This window comes from Pseudomonas sp. TE21435 (assembly GCF_056279265.1).
Map to the genome: position 1 here is coordinate 4,863,423 of NZ_JBWBQZ010000001.1, position 21,223 is coordinate 4,884,645.

The 21,223-nt window shown below is 66.9% G+C and carries 15 protein-coding genes; 2 read left to right on the forward strand and 13 right to left on the reverse strand.

Features of this window, described 5'->3' with window-relative positions:
* Window positions 1–369 precede the first annotated feature (369 nt).
* The 7 genes from ACZ9C1_RS22005 to ACZ9C1_RS22035 form a co-directional block, all read right to left on the reverse strand.
* The gene (locus ACZ9C1_RS22005; RefSeq protein ID WP_102684564.1) at window positions 370–1,302 is read right to left on the reverse strand and encodes a phosphatidate cytidylyltransferase; all 933 of its coding nucleotides are present in this window, start codon (window positions 1,300–1,302) and stop codon (window positions 370–372) included.
* A 1-nt stretch (window position 1,303) separates the two neighbouring features.
* Window positions 1,304–1,924 carry a lysophospholipid acyltransferase family protein gene (locus ACZ9C1_RS22010; RefSeq protein WP_277502736.1) on the reverse strand — a complete coding sequence of 207 codons (621 nt, stop codon included), beginning with the start codon at window positions 1,922–1,924 and terminating at the stop codon, window positions 1,304–1,306.
* Window positions 1,925–1,929: 5 nt separating this feature from the next.
* Window positions 1,930–2,349: a hypothetical protein gene (locus ACZ9C1_RS22015; RefSeq protein WP_476254380.1), complete on the reverse strand. Its 420-nt coding sequence runs from the start codon at window positions 2,347–2,349 to the stop codon at window positions 1,930–1,932.
* Entirely contained in the window at window positions 2,346–3,692 is a 1,347-nt protein-coding gene (locus ACZ9C1_RS22020; RefSeq protein WP_476254381.1) for a phosphatase PAP2/dual specificity phosphatase family protein, read from the reverse strand. Before ACZ9C1_RS22020 ends, ACZ9C1_RS22015 begins: the two co-directional genes overlap by 4 nt.
* On the reverse strand, window positions 3,692–5,446 hold the full coding sequence (locus tag ACZ9C1_RS22025; protein ID WP_476254382.1) for a bifunctional alpha/beta hydrolase/class I SAM-dependent methyltransferase: 1,755 nt from the start codon (window positions 5,444–5,446) through the stop codon (window positions 3,692–3,694). The genes ACZ9C1_RS22020 and ACZ9C1_RS22025 overlap by 1 nt, the downstream gene beginning before the upstream one ends.
* 30 nt (window positions 5,447–5,476) lie before the next feature.
* The gene (locus tag ACZ9C1_RS22030; RefSeq protein ID WP_277502743.1) at window positions 5,477–6,082 is read right to left on the reverse strand and encodes a CDP-alcohol phosphatidyltransferase family protein; all 606 of its coding nucleotides are present in this window, start codon (window positions 6,080–6,082) and stop codon (window positions 5,477–5,479) included.
* 124 nt (window positions 6,083–6,206) lie between these two features.
* Complete coding sequence (locus tag ACZ9C1_RS22035; RefSeq protein ID WP_476254383.1) at window positions 6,207–7,544, reverse strand: MATE family efflux transporter; 1,338 nt, start codon at window positions 7,542–7,544, stop codon at window positions 6,207–6,209.
* Window positions 7,545–7,808: 264 nt separating this feature from the next.
* Here ACZ9C1_RS22035 and ACZ9C1_RS22040 point away from each other — a divergent pair, with 264 nt between their 5' ends.
* Entirely contained in the window at window positions 7,809–12,713 is a 4,905-nt protein-coding gene (locus ACZ9C1_RS22040) for an alpha-2-macroglobulin family protein (protein ID WP_476254384.1), read from the forward strand.
* A gap of 92 nt (window positions 12,714–12,805) precedes the next feature.
* Here the strand turns inward: ACZ9C1_RS22040 and ACZ9C1_RS22045 are convergent, their stop codons facing one another.
* On the reverse strand, window positions 12,806–13,099 hold the full coding sequence (locus tag ACZ9C1_RS22045) for a hypothetical protein (protein WP_023631497.1): 294 nt from the start codon (window positions 13,097–13,099) through the stop codon (window positions 12,806–12,808).
* Window positions 13,100–13,167: 68 nt separating this feature from the next.
* Here ACZ9C1_RS22045 and pbpC point away from each other — a divergent pair, with 68 nt between their 5' ends.
* Window positions 13,168–15,516, forward strand: coding sequence for a peptidoglycan glycosyltransferase PbpC (gene pbpC, locus ACZ9C1_RS22050; RefSeq protein ID WP_476254385.1), 2,349 nt, complete (start codon window positions 13,168–13,170; stop codon window positions 15,514–15,516).
* A gap of 15 nt (window positions 15,517–15,531) precedes the next feature.
* Here pbpC and ACZ9C1_RS22055 read toward each other — a convergent pair whose 3' ends face one another.
* From ACZ9C1_RS22055 to ACZ9C1_RS22075, 5 genes are all read right to left on the reverse strand, one after another.
* Window positions 15,532–15,969 (reverse strand): cupin domain-containing protein, encoded by a 438-nt coding sequence (locus ACZ9C1_RS22055; RefSeq protein ID WP_476254386.1) that lies wholly within the window; start codon window positions 15,967–15,969, stop codon window positions 15,532–15,534.
* A 102-nt stretch (window positions 15,970–16,071) separates the two neighbouring features.
* Window positions 16,072–16,977 carry a LysR family transcriptional regulator gene (locus tag ACZ9C1_RS22060; RefSeq protein ID WP_277502756.1) on the reverse strand — a complete coding sequence of 302 codons (906 nt, stop codon included), beginning with the start codon at window positions 16,975–16,977 and terminating at the stop codon, window positions 16,072–16,074.
* A 58-nt stretch (window positions 16,978–17,035) separates the two neighbouring features.
* Window positions 17,036–18,121, reverse strand: coding sequence for a tRNA (uridine(54)-C5)-methyltransferase TrmA (gene trmA / locus ACZ9C1_RS22065; RefSeq protein WP_277502757.1), 1,086 nt, complete (start codon window positions 18,119–18,121; stop codon window positions 17,036–17,038).
* Window positions 18,118–19,413, reverse strand: coding sequence for an NCS2 family permease (locus tag ACZ9C1_RS22070; protein WP_038707321.1), 1,296 nt, complete (start codon window positions 19,411–19,413; stop codon window positions 18,118–18,120). The genes trmA and ACZ9C1_RS22070 overlap by 4 nt, the downstream gene beginning before the upstream one ends.
* A gap of 341 nt (window positions 19,414–19,754) precedes the next feature.
* The gene (locus ACZ9C1_RS22075) at window positions 19,755–20,975 is read right to left on the reverse strand and encodes an MFS transporter (protein WP_102684554.1); all 1,221 of its coding nucleotides are present in this window, start codon (window positions 20,973–20,975) and stop codon (window positions 19,755–19,757) included.
* Between the last annotated feature and the right edge of the window lie 248 nt (window positions 20,976–21,223).

A 21,223-nucleotide genomic window follows, 5' to 3' on the forward strand; every position in this document is an offset into this window, starting at 1 on the left:
GGGCAGTTGCCTGGGCTCGACGTCCAGCTGTCAGAGCGCGCTATGCTCAGGTGTTTGCCGGATGCCTTGCAGCGCCTATGAGATCGAGCGCCGCCCGCGCGGCGCATCGCGGATGAATCCGCTCCTACATTTGTTGCAACGTACCGAACCTGTCAGGCCATGGTTGCCAGCCTTGGCGCAGGGCTTGAGATAGGTGGAGCGGCGGCAATGCCCACCGAAAAATCGCGTCGAGCGCACAAGGCTTACAACCGTGGCCAATCAGGCATGGCCACGTTGCAACAGATGTAGGAGCGGATTCATCCGCGATGCGCCGCGCGGGCGGCGCTCGATCTCACCGACACTGCAAGGCTTTCGCCAAACCCCAGTACCTCACGCCCACCAGTAACGCACGAAGTGGAAGAACACCGGCGCGGCGAAGCACACCGAGTCCATGCGGTCGAGCATGCCGCCGTGGCCTTCGATCATGTGGCCCCAGTCCTTCACTCCACGGTCGCGCTTGATCGCCGACATCACCAGCCCGCCGAAGAAGCCCATGGCATTGACCGTCAGCGCCATCAGCGCCGCCTGCCAGAAGGTAAACGGGGTGATCCAGCACAGCAGGGCGCCGACCAGGGTAGCCAAGGCCACGCCGCCGGCCAGGCCTTCGACGGTCTTCGACGGCGACAGGTTGGGCGCCACTTTGCGTTTGCCGAACAGCTTGCCGCAGACGTACTGCAGTACGTCGCTGATCTGCACCACCAGGATCAGCCAGGCGATCAGCAGCAGGTTGCGGCCTTCGTAGCCGGGGATGTCCAGGGTCATCAGCGCCGGCACCGAGGACACGCAGTACACCGCGATCATCAGGCCCCACTGCACCTTCGAGGCGCGCTCGAGGAAGCGCGTGGTGTCGCCGCCGAAGCTGGCGAGGATCGGCAGCAGCAGGAACAGGTACACCGGGATGAAGATGCTGAACAGGCCGTACCAGTCCATGGCGATCAGCAGGTACTGCACCGGCAACGCCACGTAGAACGCCGCCACCAGGGCGGGGTAGTCGCTGCGTCGGGTCGGGGTGAGGGTCATGAACTCGCGCAGGGCGTAGAACGAGACGCCGTAGAACAGCACGATGACGCCGTACTTGCCGAACAGGAAGGCGATGCCGATCACCAGCACCATCACCCACCAGGCATTGATGCGCGCGTTGAGGTTGTCGATCACCGCATGCGGCGCGGGGCCGGCACGCCACTTGAGCAGGCGGCCGACGAGGCTGGCGAGCAGCAGCAGGGCGCCGATACCGGCGAACAGCGACAGGGTGTTCTGATCCATCTCAGGCTTCCTTCGGGGCCAGGTTCAGCAGGGCCTGGCGGGCCCGCTCGAGAAAGGCGTGCTTGGCTTCGTCCGGCTGCAGGTGCAGCGGCTCGCCGAAACTCAGGGTGCACAGCAGCGGCAGGGGTAGGGCGCGTCCTTTGGGCATGACCCGGTTGAGGTTGGCGATCCACACCGGCACCAGCTCCACCTGCGGGTTGGCCGAGGCCAGGTGGAACAGGCCGCTCTTGAAAGACAGCAGCGGGTCGTCGGTGAGGTTGCGCGTGCCTTCCGGGAAGAAGATCAGCGAGTCACCCTGGGCGAAGGCGTCGAGCACCGGTTGCAGCGGGTTGCCCTCGCCGGCCTGCTGGCGATCGATCAGTACGCCGTTGAACACCTGGCGAATCAGGAAATCGCGGATACCCGGCTTGCACCAGTAGTCGGCGCCGGCCACTGGCCGGGTGCGGCGGCGCAGCGGCTCGGGCAGCGCGGCCCAGAGCAGCACGAAGTCGCCGTGGCTGCTGTGGTTGGCGAAGTACAGGCGCTGCACCGGTTGCGGCGTGCAGCCCAGCCACAGGGCGCGGGCACCGGTGATCAGGCGGGCGGCGGAGGTGATGACGAAGGCAGTCAGGCTGGCGAGCATCGGGGTTATCCGGTGAAGGGGAGGGTGACAGCGAGCAGCACCTGCGCGGCCAGGCACAAGGCCTGACGGCGCAGCAGGGCCAGGGCGGCCTCGCTGCGTGCAGGCCAGCCGCGTGGATCGTCGGCGGTCGGTTTCAGGCGCAGTTCGAACAGGGCGCGGTCCAGGGCCAGGGTATCGGCGGGCAGGTCGTCGCGGGTGGCGAGCCGGGCGAACAGCTCGGCATCCAGGGCAACGCGTATGGCCCAGTACTTGTGTGCCAGGCCAAGCGCCAGCAACGCTGCGCAGAACACCCGGGGCAGCGCTGGCAACGGCGCGCCCAGCATGGGCGCCAGGCTGCAGGCCAGGGCCAGCAAGGTGATGCCGTCCGACCAGCGCTCCAGTTGGCGACCACGGGCGAGCAGGCTGGCGACGACGAGCAGGTTCATGGCCGGGTCTCCAACGGCTGCAGGGCCTGGCGGTGGGCTGGATGCAATACCACGCCGGGGCGCGCCTGGCGGATCAGTGTTTCGGCATGCGCGATTGCCTTGCAGCGGCCGCTGACCACCAGCCAGGCGGCGACCGCGCTGGCGCTGCGTGAGTAGCCGAGTGCGCAGCAGACCAGTACCGGGCCGTGCCGGCGCAGGTGTTCGATAGCCTCGGCAGCTTGCTGCAAGGTCTGCGTGTCAGGGGCGACCAGGTCCAGTGACGGCAGATTCAGGTAGGACTGCGAAGCCTGTGACGTCTGCTCGTGGGAGCGCGCTTGCCCCGCGATGAGGACCCTGCAGGCCAGCTCCGCGCTGAGGTCGATCACCGCCGGGAACTGCACCGCGTCAGCCACGCCCGGCACACGCCCGAGGTACACCCCCTCGCACACCTCATCCGCCTGCGGGTGGCGCCAGGTCCACAGCCTTGAATTGATCCAGGCCCCAATCAGGTAAGGCGCCAGCAATGCCGTCGCCGCGACCGACAGCCGGCCATCGCTGCCTTTCTGGAAACCTTGCGGCCCGAACAGCGCATAGTTCAACGCTACCAACAGCAGTGAAAACCCAGGCCAGAGCAGCCACAAGGCGGTGTGCCCCAGCTTGAAGCCGAGCACGGCCAGCAGCAGCGCGCCCAGTCCATAACGCAACGCCAGCCGCCAGCGTTTGGGATCGCGTGCCAGGCACGCCTGCTGCCAGGGCAGCGGCCCTTGTTGCGGCCACAGCCACAGGCAGACGAACCCGGCCAACGCCCCGGTCGGTACATCGATGAAGTGATGCTGCCAGGTGCCCAGGACCGACAGCCCGATCAGCCCCATCCAGCCGTGCACCAGCCAGCGCCAGGCTGGATGCCGCGTATGGCGGGCGAACATCGTCCAGATGATCACCAACAGCGCGATATGCAGCGAAGGCGCCTGGTTGTAGGGCTTGTCGAAGCCCATCAGCACATCGAACAGCCAGCCGAACAACCCCGACAGCTCGGGGCGCTCGAAGGTGAAGCGCAGCGGCCAGAGCAGGAAGCAGGCCACGCAGATCACCTGTGCCGTGAGCAATGCCAGGGCATGTCGGTCCATCTCGCGACGTGTACGCGGCAGCAGGAACGACAACCCGTACAGCAGGTCGATCGACCAGTACGGGATGATCGTCCACGGCCACAGCGGCATGTGCCGTTCCCAGGCGAACACCAGGCTGCCGATATCGTCGCGTCCGGCCGTGTAGGTGTTGGCCAGGCCGTAGCTGAGGAAAAACAACGGCCCGAGCAACAGCAGCCAGAGCACGCCGCGGCGGATCAGCCCTGCTTCACGGGCCATCAACGCACCCGCTGCGCCAGGCTGACACTGAAGATGCCCCATTCATCGATGCGCTGGGTGATCTTGCGAAACCCCGCGGCCTCGACCAACTGATCCATCTCCGCCTGGCTGCGTCGGCGCATCACCCAGGCCTGGCCGCCGCGGTGGCTGGTCAGGGCGCGGGCGATCATCTCCAACTGCGGATGCCAGGGCTGGCCGGTGTAGACCAGGTAGCCGCCGTCCTCGACGGCATCGGCCAGGCCCGCCAGGGAATTGCCGACCAGCTCGTTGCTGGCGAACAGCTCGTAGAGGCCCGAGACCACCGCGAGGGTGGGGCGTGGGGTGAGGCTGGCCAGGCTTTGCCGATCGAAGGCATCACCCTGGACGAAGCGGGCGATCTCGGCGAGGCCTTTTTCGCTGATCAGTGCGTTGCCCTGTTGCACGTTCAGCTCGCTGTAGTCGCGCAGCAGGATCGAGTCGGGCAGTTGCTGCAGGCCTTGCAAGGCCTCGAGGATATAGCGGCCATGGCCGGCGGCGATATCGACGATGTGGACCGGGCGCTGTTGCTCGCGCAGCTGGGCGATGGCCAGGCGCAACAGCTCCTCGACGTTCAGCTTGCGCTGGCGGATACCGCGCCAGCCGATGGCGTCCAGGTAGTTCCGGTCGACCAGCTCGCCCAACCGGCCTTTGCCGGTCGGCGTATTGCGGTAGACGTAGTCGAGGGTGGAGCCGGAGTCGAAGCCGGTGTCGAAGCCCAGTTTCACCCCCTCGGAAAGGCCTTTGCCCAGCCGCAGGCCGGCACGGGTGGCGCGCCAGTAGAGGTCGCGTGGCGAATGGCGTGGCAACGGCGCAGCCAGGCTCTCGGCCTCGGCGCAGCTGGCGCCGCTGCGGTCGGCGTCGAGCAACGCCGGCCGCAGCGGCGGCGCGTCGAAGCAGTGCGCTATGAAACGCTCGATCCGCGCCAGGGCGTGGGCGCGGTCGCGCTCGCCGAGGGTATCGTGGAAGAAGCCGGGCAGGATGTGCTTTTCCTTGCGTGCGCTGCCCAGGCGATCGAAGAACTGCTCCTGCGGCTTGCGCTCGACCACCAGGTCCGCGCCGGAGATCAGCAGTTGCGTCGGCACCTGGATCGCCTGGGCGTCGGCCACCACGCGGTCGGCGGCGTCATACAGGCCCAGCAGCATGGTGACCGAAATGGGCCGGCTGATCAGCGGGTCGGCGACATACGACATGACCCGCTCCGGGTCATGGGTCAACAGGCGCGGCTTGACGTAGCTGTTGACGAAGAAGTTGCCGCGCAGGGCCTTGAGCAGCTTCAGCCCGGGGCGGGCGAAGGGCACGTAGAGCTTGACCTTGAACGCCGGCGAGGCGAGCACCAGGCAGCGCACCCTGGGCGCATAGTCGTGGGCCCAGGTGGCGATCAGTACCGCGCCGACGCTTTGCGCCAGCACTACCATGTCCGCCTCGGCGATGCCGTGCCGGGCCTGAAGATGCTCGATGAAGGTCTGCACGTCGCGCACGCTGGTGGCGAAGCCCGGACTGTCGCCGCGAGCGCCCGGCGATTGGCCATGACCACGGGCGTCCCAGGCGAAGAAATCATAACCGGGCATGTTCAGTTCGTCGGCCAGGTGGGCCATGCGCCCGCCGTGCTCGTGGCCGCGGTGGAACATTACCACGGCGCGGCGTGGTTGATGCTCGTTGCGCGTGGCGGGCCAGTGGCGATAGTGCAGCTCGACGCCGTCATGGGTGCAGAAATGCAGCGATTGCGCTTGGCGCATGGCGAATATCCTTGTCCGGCAGCGAGGGGCTCAGCGGGTTTCGGCCAGGCCGTGGCGAACCCGGTTGTACAGGGTATAGAGCGAGAGCAGCAGGATCACCAGCAGCAGGCCATTGATCCAGCTCGCGGCCAGCAGCCCGAATGCCACGCCGATGCCCAGCACGCCGAAGGCGAAGGCCCGGTCGCTCTTGCCCATCGGCCCGTCGTAGCGGCGTGACGCGCCGGCCAGCGGGCCCATTACCCCGGCGTATTCGCTGATCACGGCGAACACCACCACCAGCACCACCAGTGTCGGCGAAACGCCCGGCAACAGGGCAAACGGCAGGTACAGCGCGGTGTCGGCGATCACGTCGCACAGTTCATTGAGGTAGGCGCCGAGCCTGGACTGCTGGCCGAACTCGCGGGCGAGCATGCCGTCGACCGCGTTCAGCGCCATGCGCAGCAGCATCCACAGCGGTATCAGGATGAACAGCCAGGAGACCTGGTGCTGCCAGGCGAGCAGCAAGCCAAGGAGGATGGAGACCGCGGCGGCGGCGACTGTGACTTGGTTGGCGGTGACGCCACGGTCGTACAGGCGCTGCACCGAAGGGCGCAGCAGCGCCTGGAAGCGGGGTTTGAGCTGGTAGATGGATGGCACGGCGAATTCCCTGTCATGGTGCGGCATGGGCGCGATTGTGGGGAATCAGGCCGGGCGCAGGCAAGGGGGCAGGTGAGGGCTTTCTCCTGGTTTCGTGACGCCGTGCTGCAAAGCGGCGCCGCTCTCAGCGAATCCAGCGGTCGCGCTGCTGCAAACGCCACCCCAGCCACCCCAGCGTTACTGCCCGCAGCACCATGAAGCCGAGGAACGCCCACCACAGCCCATGGTTGCCGAACCCGCGCATGGCAAGCGCCAGGGGCAGCGCAACTGCCACCGACAGCAGCATCGCATTGCGCATCTCGCGGGCCCGCGTCGCGCCGATGAACAGGCCGTCGAGCAGGTAGCTCCACACGGCTACCAATGGCAGCACCGCCAGGTAAGGCAGGTAGGGATATGCCGCGTCGCGCACGCTGGCGATGTCGGTTTGCAGGTCGATGAACAGGTGCCCGCCCAGCAAAAACAGCACGGCGAACACCAGGCTGACGATCAGTGACCAGCCGCAGGCCACCACCAGTGCCTGGTTCAGGGCACTGCGGTCACGGGCGCCGATGGCATGGCCGCACAGGGCCTCGACCGCATGGGCCAGGCCATCGAGGGCATAGGCGGTGAGCATCAGGCCATTGAGCAGCAGGGCATTGGCCGCCACCGTCGCCTCGCCCAGGCGCGCACCCTGCACGGTGAGCAGCAGGAACACCAGTTGCAGCGCCAGGCTGCGCAGGAAGATGTCGCGGTTGACCGCCAGCAGCGGCCGCCAGCTCTGCCAGCGTTTCAACGCGGCCCAGACGACCTGCCCGGGGTAGGCGCGCAAGGCCGGGCGGGTGAGGGCCAGGCCGAGCAGGGCGGCGCTCCATTCGGCGATCACCGAGGCCCGCGCCGAGCCGACCACCCCCCAGTCAAGGCCAAGCACGAACCACAGGTTCAGGGCGATGTTGAGCAGGTTGGTGGTCAGCAGGATCGCCAGCGGCGCCCGGGCGTTCTGGGTGCCGAGGAACCAGCCGACCAGGGCATAGCTGGCCAGTGCTGCCGGCAGGCCGAGCAGGCGGGTGTGGAAGAAGGCTTCGGTCGAGGCATGCAGCGCCTCGCTGGGCTGCATCGCCTGCAGCGCCAGCTGGCTGAAGGGCAGGGCCAACAGGCCGATCAGCACGGCGAAAGCCAGCGCCAGCAGCAACCCCTGCACCAGCACCTGGCGCAGCGCGGCGCCGTCGGCGCGGCCGGCGGCCTGGGCGGCGAAGCCGGTGGAGCCCATTCGCAGGAAGCCCAGCAGGCCGACCATGAAGGTGAACAGCGTGGCGCCGACGGCCACCGCGCCCAACTGATGGGCATGGGGCAGGTGGCCGATCACCGTGCTGTCGACCAGCGCCACCAGCGGCACCGAGATGTTGGACAGGATCATCGGCGCGGCCAGGGCCCAGACCTTGTGGTGGGTGGGGCGGTTGCGCCAGGCGGTGGACAGTGAAGACATGCACATCCTTCATATCAGGGCCGCTTCGCGCCCCATCGCCGGGAAGCCGGTTCCCACAAGGCGGCCTCGGTCCCTGTGGGAGCTGGCTTGCCGGCGATGGGGCGCGAAGCGGCCCCTTGCAAGATCAAATGCGCTCATTGTACCGGCCTGGCAACCTATTGGCGCGAACACAGTCTCACTTGCCGCGCATCGCCAGGTAAGCTTCGAGCCGTTGCGCTATAGTTGCCCCCCTCATGTACACGCTGCCGAAGAGTTCTCTCTCAAATGCTCAACAAAGGATTGTTGCTGGCCTGCGCGCTGGCCCTGCTCAGTGCCTGTGATTCCTCCACCCCGGACAAGCCTTCGGTGCCTGCCGATGCCGCCACTGCCGTCGCGCCCGTCGAAACCAGGACGGCCAAGCGCGAAGATCCGGCGGTGCTCGCCAAGCGCTACGCCGGCCGCGAGCTGACCGTGCTGGACGTCTCGGAAGTGCAGCTCGACGGCGCCAGTACCCTGTCGGTCAGCGTCTCCGCGCCACTGGACGCCAACCAGGACTTTGCCGGCAAGCTGCACCTGGTCGATACCGTCAAGGGCAAGGTCGACGGCGCCTGGGAACTCTCGGACAACCAGATGGAACTGCGCCTGCGCCACCTGGAGCCGCAGCGCAAGATGGTCCTGACCATCGACAAGGGTCTGCTCTCGGTCAACGGCAACCAGCTGCAGGCCGAATCGGTCAGCCGCTTCGAGACCCGCGACATGCAGGCCACGGTGGGCTTCGCCAGCCGCGGTTCGCTGCTGCCCACGCGCCTGGCCGAAGGCCTGCCGGTGATTGCCCTGAACGTCGACAAGGTCGATGTCGAGTTCTTCCGCATCAAGCCGGACATGCTCTCGAGCTTCCTGGTCAACTGGGGGCGCAACAGCAGCCTTTACTACTACCAGTCCAAGGAAACCCTGGAGATGGCCGAGCTGGTCTACAGCGGCCGTTTCGACCTCAACCCGGCGCGCAATACCCGCGAAACCGTGCTGTTGCCGATCGCCGGGATCAAGCCGCTGCAGGAGCCAGGCGTGTACCTGGCGGTGATGCGTGCCTCGGGCACCTATGACTACTCGCAGCCGGCGACCCTGTTCACCCTGAGTGACATCGGCGTCTCGGCGCACCGCTATCGCGATCGCCTGGACGTGTTCACCCAGGCCCTGGAGGGCGGCAAGGCGCTCAAGGACGTCACCCTCGAGCTGCACGACGACAAGGGCAAGCTGCTGGCCCAGGCCAAGACCGACGGCGACGGCCATGCCCAGCTGCCGATCACCGCCAAGGCCGATACGCTGATCGCCACCCAAGGGGTGCACACCACCCTGCTGCGCCTTAACACCGCGGCGCTGGACTTGGCCGAGTTCGACATCGCCGGCCCCCAGGCCAACCCGCTGCAGTTCTTCATCTTTGGCCCGCGCGACCTGTACCGACCAGGCGAGACCGTGCTGCTCAACGGCCTGCTGCGCGACCAGGACGGCAAGCCGGTCAAGGCCCAGCCGGTGAACGTGGAAGTACGCCGCCCCGATGAGCAGGTCAGCCGCAAGTTCGTCTGGGAGGCCGACCAGAACGGCCTGTTCCAGTACCAGCTGCAACTGGCCAGCGAAGCGCCGACCGGCCGCTGGCAGTTGCTGCTCGACATGGGCGGTGGACGCAAGCAGGTCTACGAATTCCTTGTCGAGGACTTCCTCCCCGAGCGCCTGGCGCTGGAGCTCAAAGGCAGTGCCGCGCCGCTGGCGCCGGACCAAACCGCCACGATCCAGGTCAATGGTCGCTATCTCTATGGTGCGCCCGCCGCCGGCAACCGCCTCAGTGGCCAGGCCTACGTGCGCCCGTTGCGTGAAGCGGTGAAGGCGCTGCCGGGCTATCAGTTCGGCGCGGTCACCGAGACCGAACTGAACCAGGACCTGGAGCTGGACGAAGTCACCCTCGACCAGAACGGCAAGGCCCGCATCGACATCGAAAGTCGCTGGGCTGAAGCCCGCTCGCCGCTGCAACTGACCGTGCAGGCCAGCCTGCAGGAGTCCGGTGGTCGGCCGATCACCCGGCGCCTGGAGCAGCCGATCTGGCCTGCCGAGCGCCTGCCGGGCCTGCGCGGCCTGTTCGACGGCGAAGAAACCGACGGCGACGGCCCGGTGGAGTTCGAGTTCCTGGTGGCTGATCGCGACGGCAAGAAACTGGCCGCCGACAACCTGAAGGTACGACTGATCCGCGAGCGCCGCGACTACTACTGGAACTACTCGCAGAGTGATGGCTGGAGCTACAACTACAACGAGAAGTTCCTCACCCAGGCTGAAGAAACCGTCAGCGTGAAGGCAGGTTCCACCGCCAAGCTGAACTTCCAGGTGGAGTGGGGCCCGTACCGCGTCGAGGTGGAAGACCCGCAGACCGGCCTGGTCTCCAGCGCCCGCTTCTGGGCCGGCTACCGCGCCCAGGACAACGCCGAGGGCGGCGCCGTGCGCCCTGACCAGGTGAAGATCGCCCTGGACAAGCCAGCCTACAAGGAAGGCGGCACCGCCAAGGTCACCGTCACCCCGCCGGCCGCCGGCAGCGGCTACCTGATGATCGAGTCCGCCGACGGCCCGCTGTGGTGGCAGGAAATCGAGGTGCCGGCCGAGGGCAAGACATTCGATGTCGAACTGGACAAGAAGTGGGCGCGCCACGACCTGTACATCAGCGCCCTGGTGATCCGCCCGGGTGAGCGCAAGGCCAACGCCACGCCGAAACGTGCCGTGGGCGTGCTGCACCTACCGCTGGACCGCGCCGAGCGTAAGCTGGCCGTATCGCTGCAGGCACCGGAGAAAATGCGGCCCAAGCAACCGCTGACCGTCAAGGTCAAGGCGGTCAACGCCGATGGCAGCGTGCCCAAGCAGGTGCATGTGTTGTTGTCGGCGGTGGACGTGGGCATCCTCAACATCACCGACTTCAAGACCCCCGATCCGTTCGCCAGCCTGTTCGGCCGCAAGGCCTACGGCGCCGACCAGCTGGACATCTATGGCCAGTTGATCGAAGCCGGCCAGGGCCGCCTGGCCAGCCTGGCCTTCGGCGGTGACGCCGCCATGGCCAAGGGCGGCAAGCGCCCGAACACCACGGTGACCATCGTTGCCCAGCAGAGCCTGCCGGTCACCCTCGATGAAAAAGGCGAGGGCCAGGCCAGCGTCGATATTCCCGATTTCAACGGTGAGCTGCGCCTGATGGCCCAGGCCTGGACCGAGGAACACTTCGGCATGGCTGAAGGCAAGACCGTGGTCGCCGCGCCGCTGATCGCCGAACTGTCCGCGCCGCGCTTCCTCGCCGGTGGCGACCAGACCCGCCTGGCGCTGGACCTGGCCAACCTCTCCGGCCGTGACCAGCAACTGAGCGTGCAGGTGTCCAGCGAAGGTCAACTGAGCCTGGTCGGTGGCGCGCAGCAGAACTTCAGCCTCGCCGAAGGTCAGCGCACCACCCTGATGATCCCGGTGCAGGCCCAGGGTGGCTTGGGCCAGGGCAAGGTTCGCGTGCAGGTCAACGGCCTGCAGCTGCCGGGTGAGCCGGCCAGTACCTTCGAGCGTGAATGGACCCTGGGTATTCGCCCGGCCTACCCGGCGATGCTCAAGCACTACCGCGTGGCCCTCAAGGACCAGCCCTGGAGCCTGCCCGACAGCGACCTGGCCGAGTTCGAGCCTGCGGGCCTGGAGGCCAGCCTGGCGTTGTCGAGCCGCCCACCGCTGAACCTTGCCGAGCAGATCCGCGCCCTGGAAGCCTACCCCTACGGCTGCCTGGAGCAGACCACCAGTGGCCTGTACCCGTCGCTGTATGCCGATGCCGACAGCCTCAAGCGCCTGGGCATCAAGGGTGAGCCGGCCGATGTGCGCAAGCGCAAGATCGAGATGGGCATCGAGCACCTGCTGGGCATGCAGCGCTACAACGGCAGCTTCGGCCTGTGGAGCTCGGACAGCGAGGAGGAGTACTGGCTGACCGCCTACGTCACCGACTTCCTGCTGCGCGCCCGCGAGCAAGGCTACGGCGTACCGGCCGAGGCGCTGAAGAAAGCCAGCGAGCGCCTGCTGCGCTATGTGCAGGAGCGCAACCTGATCGAAGTCGACTACAGCCAGAACGCCGACCACACCCGCTTCGCCGTGCAGGCCTACGCTGGCCTGGTGCTGGCGCGCAGCCAGCAAGCGCCGCTGGGCGCCTTGCGCAGCCTGTTCGAGCGCCGCGCTGACGCCCGCTCCGGTTTGCCATTGGTGCAACTGGCGGTGGCGCTGGACAAGATGGGCGACAAGCAGCGTTCGCAGCAGGCGCTGCAGGCGGGCCTGGCGGTCACCCGCGGCAAAGGCTGGCTGGCCGACTACGGCAGCGCCCTGCGTGACCAGGCGTTGATCCTGGCCCTGCTGCAGGAGAACAACCTGGCCGCCAATCAGGTCGATCAGCGCCTGTTTGGCCTGTCCGACGAGCTGGCCGCCAACCGTTGGCTCTCCACCCAGGAGCGCAACGCGCTGTTCCTCGCCGGGCGTGGCCTGCTGGGCAAGCCGGAAGGCAACTGGAAGGCCCGCCTGGACAGCGCCGGTGAGGTCCGCGAGTTCGACAACAATGACTCGGGGATGAAGCTTGAGGGCCCGCTGCTGGCCTCGCCATTGACCGTGCAGAACCAGGGTGGCGAGACCCTGTACCAGCAGCTGACCCTGTCCGGCTACCCGCGCCAGGCGCCGGCCGCCAGCGGCAATGGCATGGAAATCCGCCGCGAGTACCTGGGCATGAATGGCCAGGCGCTGGATGTGCGCAACTTGCGCAGCGGTGACCTGGTGCTGGTGCACCTGGCGCTCAAGGCCCAGGACCAGGTGCCCGACGCCCTGGTGGTGGACCTGCTGCCGGCAGGCCTGGAGCTGGAGAACCAGAACCTGGCGCAGAGCGCCGCCAGCCTGGACAATGCCAGCAGCGCGGTGAAGCAATGGCGCGAGTCGATGCAGAACGCCAGCGTGGTGCACCAGGAGTACCGCGACGACCGCTATGTGGCCGCGCTCAAGCTCGACAGCTACGGCACCACCCACCTGCTGTACCTGGCCCGTGCGGTGACGCCGGGCAGCTACCGCATTCCGCCACCGCAGGTGGAGTCGATGTACCGGCCCAACTTGCAGGCGGTAGGTGATAGCCAGGGCGAGATGATTGTAAGAGCTCGCTGACCCTCAAGCTGTGAGCTGCAAGCTACAAGAGAAAGCAGTCGACGCAGGCTGCTTTCAACTTGTCGCTTGTAGCTCCAAGCTTGCAGCTGCTTTCAATGCACCACCCAGCTCAACACCCACAGCCCCAGCAACGCCCAGATGATCCCGAGGATGATCGATGCGCGCATGAATGCGCGGACCGCCGAGTACAGCAACATCAGGCCGACGATAAGCGCCAGGATGCTCACCAGCGAGGTGTCCATTCCAAGCGTGCGCGCCAGGCCATCGATGAAATTGCCACCGGCGTTGGCCAGCAGGTTGAACAACCCGCTCAAGCCATCGACGATGAACCGGATCACCGAACCCAGTGCCTGGCCCAGCCATTCGAAAAAACCTTCTACATGCATAGTCGCTTCCTGATCAACGAATCGGCGATTCCCAGCCTTTGGCCATCACCTGGCCCGGTCGGTTCCCGATGCCAAGCTTAGCGCGCCCGCGCCTGACCAGGCTGCTGCGGCGTTTCGCCGTCAGCGTGCTGCTGGGCATGGCCCTGCTGTGGTTGGCCGACCGTATCTGGCCATTGCCCATGCCAGGCGACGACCTGGCGCGGGTGGTGCTGGCCGAGGACGGCACACCGCTGTGGCGCTTCGCCGACGCCGACGGCGTGTGGCGCTATCCGGTCAGCCCGCAGGAAGTCTCGCCGCTGTACCTTGAAGCCCTGCTCGCCTACGAGGACCGCTGGTTCTATCATCACCCCGGCGTCAACCCCATGGCCCTGGCCCGGGCTGCCTGGCTCAACCTGCGTGGCGGGCGGGTGGTGTCTGGTGGCAGCACGCTGTCGATGCAGGTGGCGCGCCTGCTCGACCCGCACGACCGCACCCTGCCCGGCAAGCTGCGTCAGTTATGGCGCACGGCGCAGCTGGAATGGTACCTGTCCAAGGACGAGATCTTGCAGCTGTACCTCAACCGGGCACCGTTCGGCGGCACCTTGCAGGGCGTGGCAGCGGCCAGTTGGGCGTACCTGGGCAAGTCGCCGAAACACCTCACGCCGGCCGAAGCCGCGTTGCTCGCCGTGCTGCCCCAGGCGCCGAGCCGGCTGCGTCCGGACCGCCACCCTGAACGCGCCCAGCGCGCCCGGGACAAGGTGCTGCAGCGCCTGGCCGAGTACCAGGTATGGCCAGCCCAGCGCATCGATGAGGCGCGTGAAGAGCCGCTGTTGCTGGCGCCACGCCAGGAGCCGGCGCTGGCGCCGCTGCTGGCCCGGCGCCTGAATACACCGAACAGCCCGCCACTGATCCGTACCACCCTGGATGCCGCCTTGCAGCGCCGCCTCGAAGACTTGCTGATGGGCTGGCGTGCCCGCCTGCCCGAGCGCACCTCGGCGGCGTTGCTGGTGGTCGAGACCCAGAGCATGGCCGTGCGCGCGTATCTCGGCTCCATCGACTTGAACGATGAGCGCCGTTTCGGTCACGTGGATATGGTCCACGCCCTGCGTTCGCCCGGTTCGACCCTCAAGCCGTTCCTCTACGCCATGGCCATGGACGACGGCCTGATCCACTCCGAATCGCTGTTGCAGGATGTGCCACGACGCTACGGCGACTACCGCCCCGGCAACTTCTCCATGGGTTTCAGTGGCCCGGTGTCGGCCAGTTCGGCGCTGGCGCTGTCGCTCAACCTGCCGGCGGTGCAACTGCTCGAGGCCTACGGCCCGAAACGCTTCGCCGCGCAGATGCGCATGGGGGGGATGCCGCTGGTGCTGCCGCCGCTGGCCGAGCCGAACCTGTCGCTGATCCTCGGTGGCGCAGGCAGTCGCCTGGAGGACCTGGTCGGTGGCTATGCCGCGCTGGCCCGTGGAGGGTTGAGCGCGCAGGTACGCCTGCAACCCCAGGACCCGCTGGTGGAACGCCGCTTGCTGTCGCCGGGTTCGGCCTGGATCACCCGGCGCATTCTCAGCGGCCTGGCCCGGCCGGACCGTGACCCCCACGCTGAATTGGTGCAGCGCCCGCAATTGGCCTGGAAAACCGGCACCAGCTACGGCTTTCGCGATGCCTGGTCGGTGGGCGTCGGCCCGCGCTACCTGATTGGTGTGTGGATCGGCCGACCCGACGGCACCCCGGTGCCGGGCCAGTTTGGCCTGGCCTCGGCGGCGCCATTAATGCTGCAGGTGCATGACCTGCTAAGCAACCGCGACAGCCAACGAGGCATCGAAGTGCCGGTCGAGCCGGTGCCCGATTCGGTCGGTGTCGCCGCGATCTGTTGGCCGCTGGGCCAGCCAATGAACCGTCAGGACCCGAACTGCCGTCGGCAACGTTTCGCCTGGACCCTAGACGCCACCACGCCACCGACCTTGCAGGCTGCCGACCAGCCGCTGGGGCTGGGTTTGCGCGAAACGGTGTGGCTCAACGAGCGCGGCTTGCGTGTCGATGCCTCCTGTCCCGGTGCCAAGGCCCATGACGTCGCGCTGTGGCCGGCCCCGCTCGAGCCGTGGTTGCCCCGGGTCGAACGTCGAGCGGCGCGGCTGCCGGCCGTTGACCCCGCCTGTCCACCGCAGGTGCTGAGCAGCGCGCCACCGCTGTCGATCGTCGGTGTGCGCAGTGGCGACAACCTGCGCCGCCCGGCCACCAGCCACGAGCCGTTGCAGTTGCGGGTGTCGGCATTGGGCGGGGCAGGGCGGCGCTGGTGGTTCCTCAATGGACAGCCCATGGGCGAGACCCAAGGGCAGGACAGCTTGCCGGTAAGGTTCGAGCAGGCCGGGAGCATCGAGTTGAGTGCTTTGGATGAAAGCGGTGAAACGGCGCGGGTGCAGTTCCAGGTCAGCGAGTGAGCCCGTTGCCCAGGCTCAGCCTTTGACTGGGTTCTGGTCGAAGGCATTGGTCTGGTACTGGAAGAGCAGGCAATCCGCAGCCGCGGTGCAACCACTTTCATGCACGAGGTTGGCGGGCAGCTTGTAGTAGGCGCCTGCCGGGTACTCCACCCGCTTGCCATCGATCACCGCATAGAAGGTTCCGCTCAACACCACGGTCGGCAGGGTCTGGCTGTGAGTATGCAGTCCATTGTCGGTGCCTTTGCGGAACTTCACGTAGGCCGAATACGGCCCCTTGCCGAAGAGGTCGCCTTCGACATTGGCGTAGCTGACAGCGCCTTGGGTGCCGGGCACCTGCTGCCATTTCAGCGAGGTGCTGTCAGGGACCGAGCTCAGGGTGTCGCCAGCGGCGCTGGCGGTGATGGCAATCGCGGCCAGGGAAAGGCCGGCGAACAGGGTGTGCAGTGCTTTCATGGGGAGGCTCCTTCGCCAAGTGACAATGGACGAAGGTTAAACAATCAATATGCGCACAAATACATCTTCAATTTACCATGTCTTGTGCGTTCTAAGCACAAATCAATTTTGCCATCGCGGCTCTGCGTAGTACGCCTGCACGTAGTCGAGGAGTGCCCGTACCTTGGGCGCCACATAGCGGCTCTGCGGATAGACCGCGTACAAGGTGCGCGAGGGCAGCGACCAGTCCGCCAGCACCGGCACCAGGCGCCCGTCGCGCAAGGCATCGTGGGCAATGAAGCGGTCGAAGCTGGCAATACCCAACCCGCCGATCGCTGCCGCGCGCAGGGCCATCGGCGAATTGGCGCTCAGGCGCTGGGGCATCAGCAGTTCCCGGCGCTCGCCGGCGGGGCCGGTCAGTTGCAGGCGCTGCGGGTGCGGCAAGCGGCTGTAGCCGAGCAATGGGTGGGCAGCCAGGGCGTCGGGCGTGGTCGGCGTGCCGTGGCGCTCCAGGTAATCGGGCGCGGCCACCAGCACCACTTCGCTGTCCGCCAGCCTGCGGGCCACCAGGCTGGAGTCGGGCAGGTGGTCGGTGACCCTCAGGCAGACATCGATGTCTTCTTCCAGCAGGTCGATGAAGCGGTCGCTGCAATGCAGTTCCACCTGCAATCGCTCGTGACGTCCGACGAATTCCGGCAGCCAGTGTCCCAGTTCCAGCTCGCCAAAGGCAGTGGCCACACCCAGGCGCAGCGTGCCGCTGGGCTGTTGTTGATGCTCGGACAGTTCAAGGTTCATGGCCTGCATCTGCTCGAGAATCCGCGTGCAGTGGCGATAGAACAGCGCGCCGGCTTCGGTCACTTGCAGGCGACGGGTGGTGCGGTTGAGCAGTTGCGTGCCGAGATGGCGTTCGAGGTGCTTCACCTGGCGCGACAGCACGGTATGGGAAACGCCCGCCTGGTGGGCGGCGGCGCTGAAGCTGCCGAGGTCGACGACCCGGCGGAAGGTTTGCATGGCGCTCAACTGGTCCAATGGCACATCACTCCTTGCAGCGAACGGCGGGGCCCTGGTGGCCCCGCGTCGTCGCGGGTCAGCGCCGAACCAGCAGCACCCCGCTTTCCATATGGTGGGTGTAGGGGAACTGGTCGAACAGCGCGCAGCGTTCGATACGGTGGGTATCGTGCAGCTGGGCGATGTTCTGCGCCAGGGTTTCCGGGTTGCAGGAGATGTACAGGATGCGCTCGAAGCGACGGGTCAGCTCACAGGTGTCCGGGTCCATGCCGGCACGCGGCGGGTCGACGAACACCGTGCCGAAGTCGTAGCTCTTCAGGTCGATGCCTTCCAGGCGGCGGAATGGGCGGACCTCGTTCAGGGCCTGGGTCAGCTCTTCGGCCGACAGACGCACCAGGCGCACGTTGTCCACGCCGTTCTCGTCGAGGTTGTGCAGGGCGGCGTTGACCGAGGTCTTGCTGATCTCGGTGGCCAGCACCTGGCGGGCGCGGGTGGCCAGCGGCAAGGTGAAGTTGCCGTTGCCGCAATACAGCTCGAGCAGGTCGTCCTGGCGTTCGCCCATGGCCTCGAAGGCCCAACCGAGCATCTTCTGGTTCACCGCGCCGTTGGGTTGGGTGAAGGCGCCTTCGGGTTGGCGATAGCTGAAGGCGCGCCCGGCGATGTCGAGCTTCTCCACCGCGTAGTCGCGGCCGATCACCACGCGCTTGCCTTTCGAGCGGCCGACCACGCTGACACCGAGATCTGCGGCCAACTGCTGCGCGGCGGCCTCCCAGGCCTCGTCCAGCGGGCGGTGGTAGCACAGGGTGATCATCGCATCACCGGCCAGGGTGGTGAGGAACTCCACCTGGAACAGCCGGTTGTCGAGGTCTTCATTGGCCTGCCAGGCGGCTTTCAGACGCGGCATCAACGCATTGATGCGCTCGCTGGCGATCGGGAAGTCGTCGATCAGGATGGCCTTGTGCTTCTCGCCCGGGGCGAACATCGCATAGTGGCGTTGGCCGCCTTCGCGCCACAGGCGGAACTCGGCGCGCAGGCGGTACTGCCCGCGCGGCGAGTCGAACACGGCCGGCTCCGGCGCGTCGAAGGGCGCCAGCAGTTCGCGCAGGCGGGCGGCCTTGGCCGCCAGTTGCGTGTCGTATTGCGCGGGATCGTAGGCAGCACTCATGCGGGGAACCAACCCAGCTTGATGACGAACAGAATGGACAGGATCACCAGCGCCGGGTTCAGGTCGTGGCGACGGCCGGAGATCAGCTTGATGGCGGTCCAGGCGATAAAGCCGAAGGCGATGCCGTTGGCGATCGAGTAGGTCAGCGGCATGGCCAGGGCGGTCACCACCACCGGCGCGGCTTCGGTAACGTCGTCCCAATTGATCTCGGCCAGGCCCGAAGCCATCAGCACGGCGACGAACAGCAGCGCCGGGGCGGTGGCGAAGGCCGGCACGCTGCCGGCCAGCGGGGCGAAGAACAGCGCCAGCAGGAACAGGATGGCGACCACGATGGCGGTCAGGCCGGTGCGCCCGCCCGCACTCACGCCCGCCGCCGACTCGATGTAGCTGGTGGTGGTCGAGGTGCCCAGCAGCGAACCGGCCATGGCGGCGGTGCTGTCGGCGATCAGGGCGCGGCCCATCTTCGGCATGTGGCCGTCCTTGCCCATCAGGCCGGCGCGCTTGGCCACGCCGATCAGGGTGCCGGAGTTGTCGAACAGGTCGACGAACAGGAAGGCGAAGATCACGCTGATCAGGCCGACGTCCAGGGCGCCGGCGATGTCCAGTTGCAGGAAGGTCGGGGCCAGCGACGGCGGCATCGAGACCACCCCGCCGAACGGTGTGACGCCCAGCGCGATCGCGGCCACGGTCACTGCCAGGATACCGATCAGCACGGCGCCGCGAACCTTCAGCGACTCGAGGGCGACGATCAGGAAGAAGCCCAGGGTGGCGAGGATCGGCGCGGGCTTGCTGAGATCGCCCAGGCCTACCAGAGTGGCTGGGTTATCGACGACGATGCCGGCGTTATGCAGGGCGATCAGCGCCAGAAACAGGCCGATGCCGGCGGCAATGGCCGAGCGCAGCGGCAGCGGGATGCTGTTCACGATCCATTCGCGGATGCGGAAGATCGACAGCAGGAAGAACAGCACCGCGGAGAGAAACACCGCCCCCAGCGCCACTTGCCAGGTATGGCCCATGTGCAGGACCACGGTGTAGGTGAAGAAGGCGTTCAGGCCCATGCCCGGCGCCAGGGCGATCGGGTAGTTGGCGATGATGCCCATGGTCACCGAGCCGATGGCCGCGGCCAGGCAGGTCGCGACGAAGAGCGCGCCCTTGTCCATGCCGGTCTCGCCGAGGATGCTCGGGTTGACGAACAGGATGTAGGCCATGGCCAGGAAGGTGGTGACGCCCGCGAGAATCTCGGTGCGCACGTTGGTGTTGTGTGCTTTTAGTTGAAACAGCCTTTCCAGCATGCCTGCTCCCCGGGCGCCCTCGCGCCGTGAATGTATCGACCCCAACAGCAAAGCACAGACCGTACCGGGTGCCGTGGTTTTGTGCGAGGTGGAAAAAAGCCGCGCATCATACCAGCAAGGATGGCGGGGGCCTATGGCCATTGGGGAAGGCAATCGGGCAACGGTGTCGTCTTCCTGCACTGGCCTCATCGTTGGCAAGCCAGCTCCCACAGGGATGGCGCTTGGCTTGAAGGCGGCACGGTCGGTGTGGGAGCCGGCTTGCCGGCGAGAGGCCGGTGCAGGACAAACCAGCATGCTGCTCCCGCGCGAGATTGCCTAATCTCTGGGTGCCAGCAGGTCGATCAACCGTTATGCATACGGTCGCGATGGGTCAACGTCGGGAACAGCTTCATCCATACCCCGGTCACCAGCAGCGTGCCCACGCCGCCGAGCACCACCGCCGGGACTGTGCCAAACCAGTGCGCGGTCAGCCCCGACTCGAACTCGCCGAGCTGGTTCGAGGCACCGATGAACAGCCCGTTCACCGCGCTTACCCGGCCGCGCATCTCGTCTGGCGTCTCCAGCTGCACGAAGGCGCCGCGGATGACCATGCTGATCATGTCCGCCGCGCCGAGCACCACCAGCACCGCCAGGGAGAACCAGAACGAGGTCGAGAGGCCGAAGGCGATGGTCGCCACGCCGAACACGCCGACCGAGGCGAACATGATCAGGCCTACCTTGCGCTCCACCGGGAAGCGCGCCAGCCACAGCGACATCAGCAGCGCGCCCACCGCCGGCGCCGAGCGCAGCAGGCCCAGGCCCCAGGCGCCGGTGAGCAGGATGTCCTTGGCGAACACTGGCAGCAGCGCGGTGGCGCCGCCCAGCAGCACGGCGAACAGGTCCAGGGAGATGGCGCCGAAGATGTCCGGGCGGCTGCGGATGAAGCGCACCCCGGCCAGCAGCGATTCCAGGTTGGCCCGACCGCGCTGGGGCAGTTGCTGGCGCGCGTCGAGGCTCAGGGTCAGCAGGCAGGCGATGAGGTAGAGGGCCACGGTCGGGCCGTACACCCAGGTACTGCCGAAGGCGTAGAGAAAGCCGCCGACCGCCGGGGCGACGATGGTCGCCGACTGGGTGGCCGATGCCGACGCCGCCACGGCCCGTGGGAACAGCCCTGGCGGTACCACGTTGGGTAGCAGCGCCTGGGTCGCCGGCATCTCGAACGAACGGGTGGCGCCGAGCAGGAAGGCCAGGATGAATATCAGCTCGCGGCTGACGTTGTCGCTGACGCTGCCCAGGGCCAGCGCCAGGGCGATCAGCGCCTGCAGGGTCTGGCACAGGGCGGCCACCTTGCGTCGGTCGTAGCGGTCGGCGACGTGGCCTGTGTGCAGCATGAACAGCACCCGGGGCGCGAACTCGACCAGCCCGACCAGGCCCAGGTCGAGGACATTCCCGGTCAGTTGGTAGAGGTGCCAGCCAATGGCCACGGTGAGCATCTGGAAGCCGCTGGCGGTGAACACGCGGGCCAGCCAGAAGGCCAGGAACGGGCGGTGATGACGCAGCAATTGCGGGGCGGAATCGGACATCGGGGGGCTGCAGCCTCGAGATAGAGGGGCCTGCAGGGTAACATCTGTTTGTAACAAATAGTTGCTGAAAGTCGCGTGGATCAACCATCGCGACTTCGCAAAAGAGGGTGAGGCAACGGGTCACGCGGCAATCAACCACACATCCGGATGGGTCATTCAGGACTATGCTTCCATTCAGTCGTTGATCTGGATCAATCGTTCCAGATGCAACGATCTTGGCCCTTGGGCCGGAATCCCCGCGATCGAAC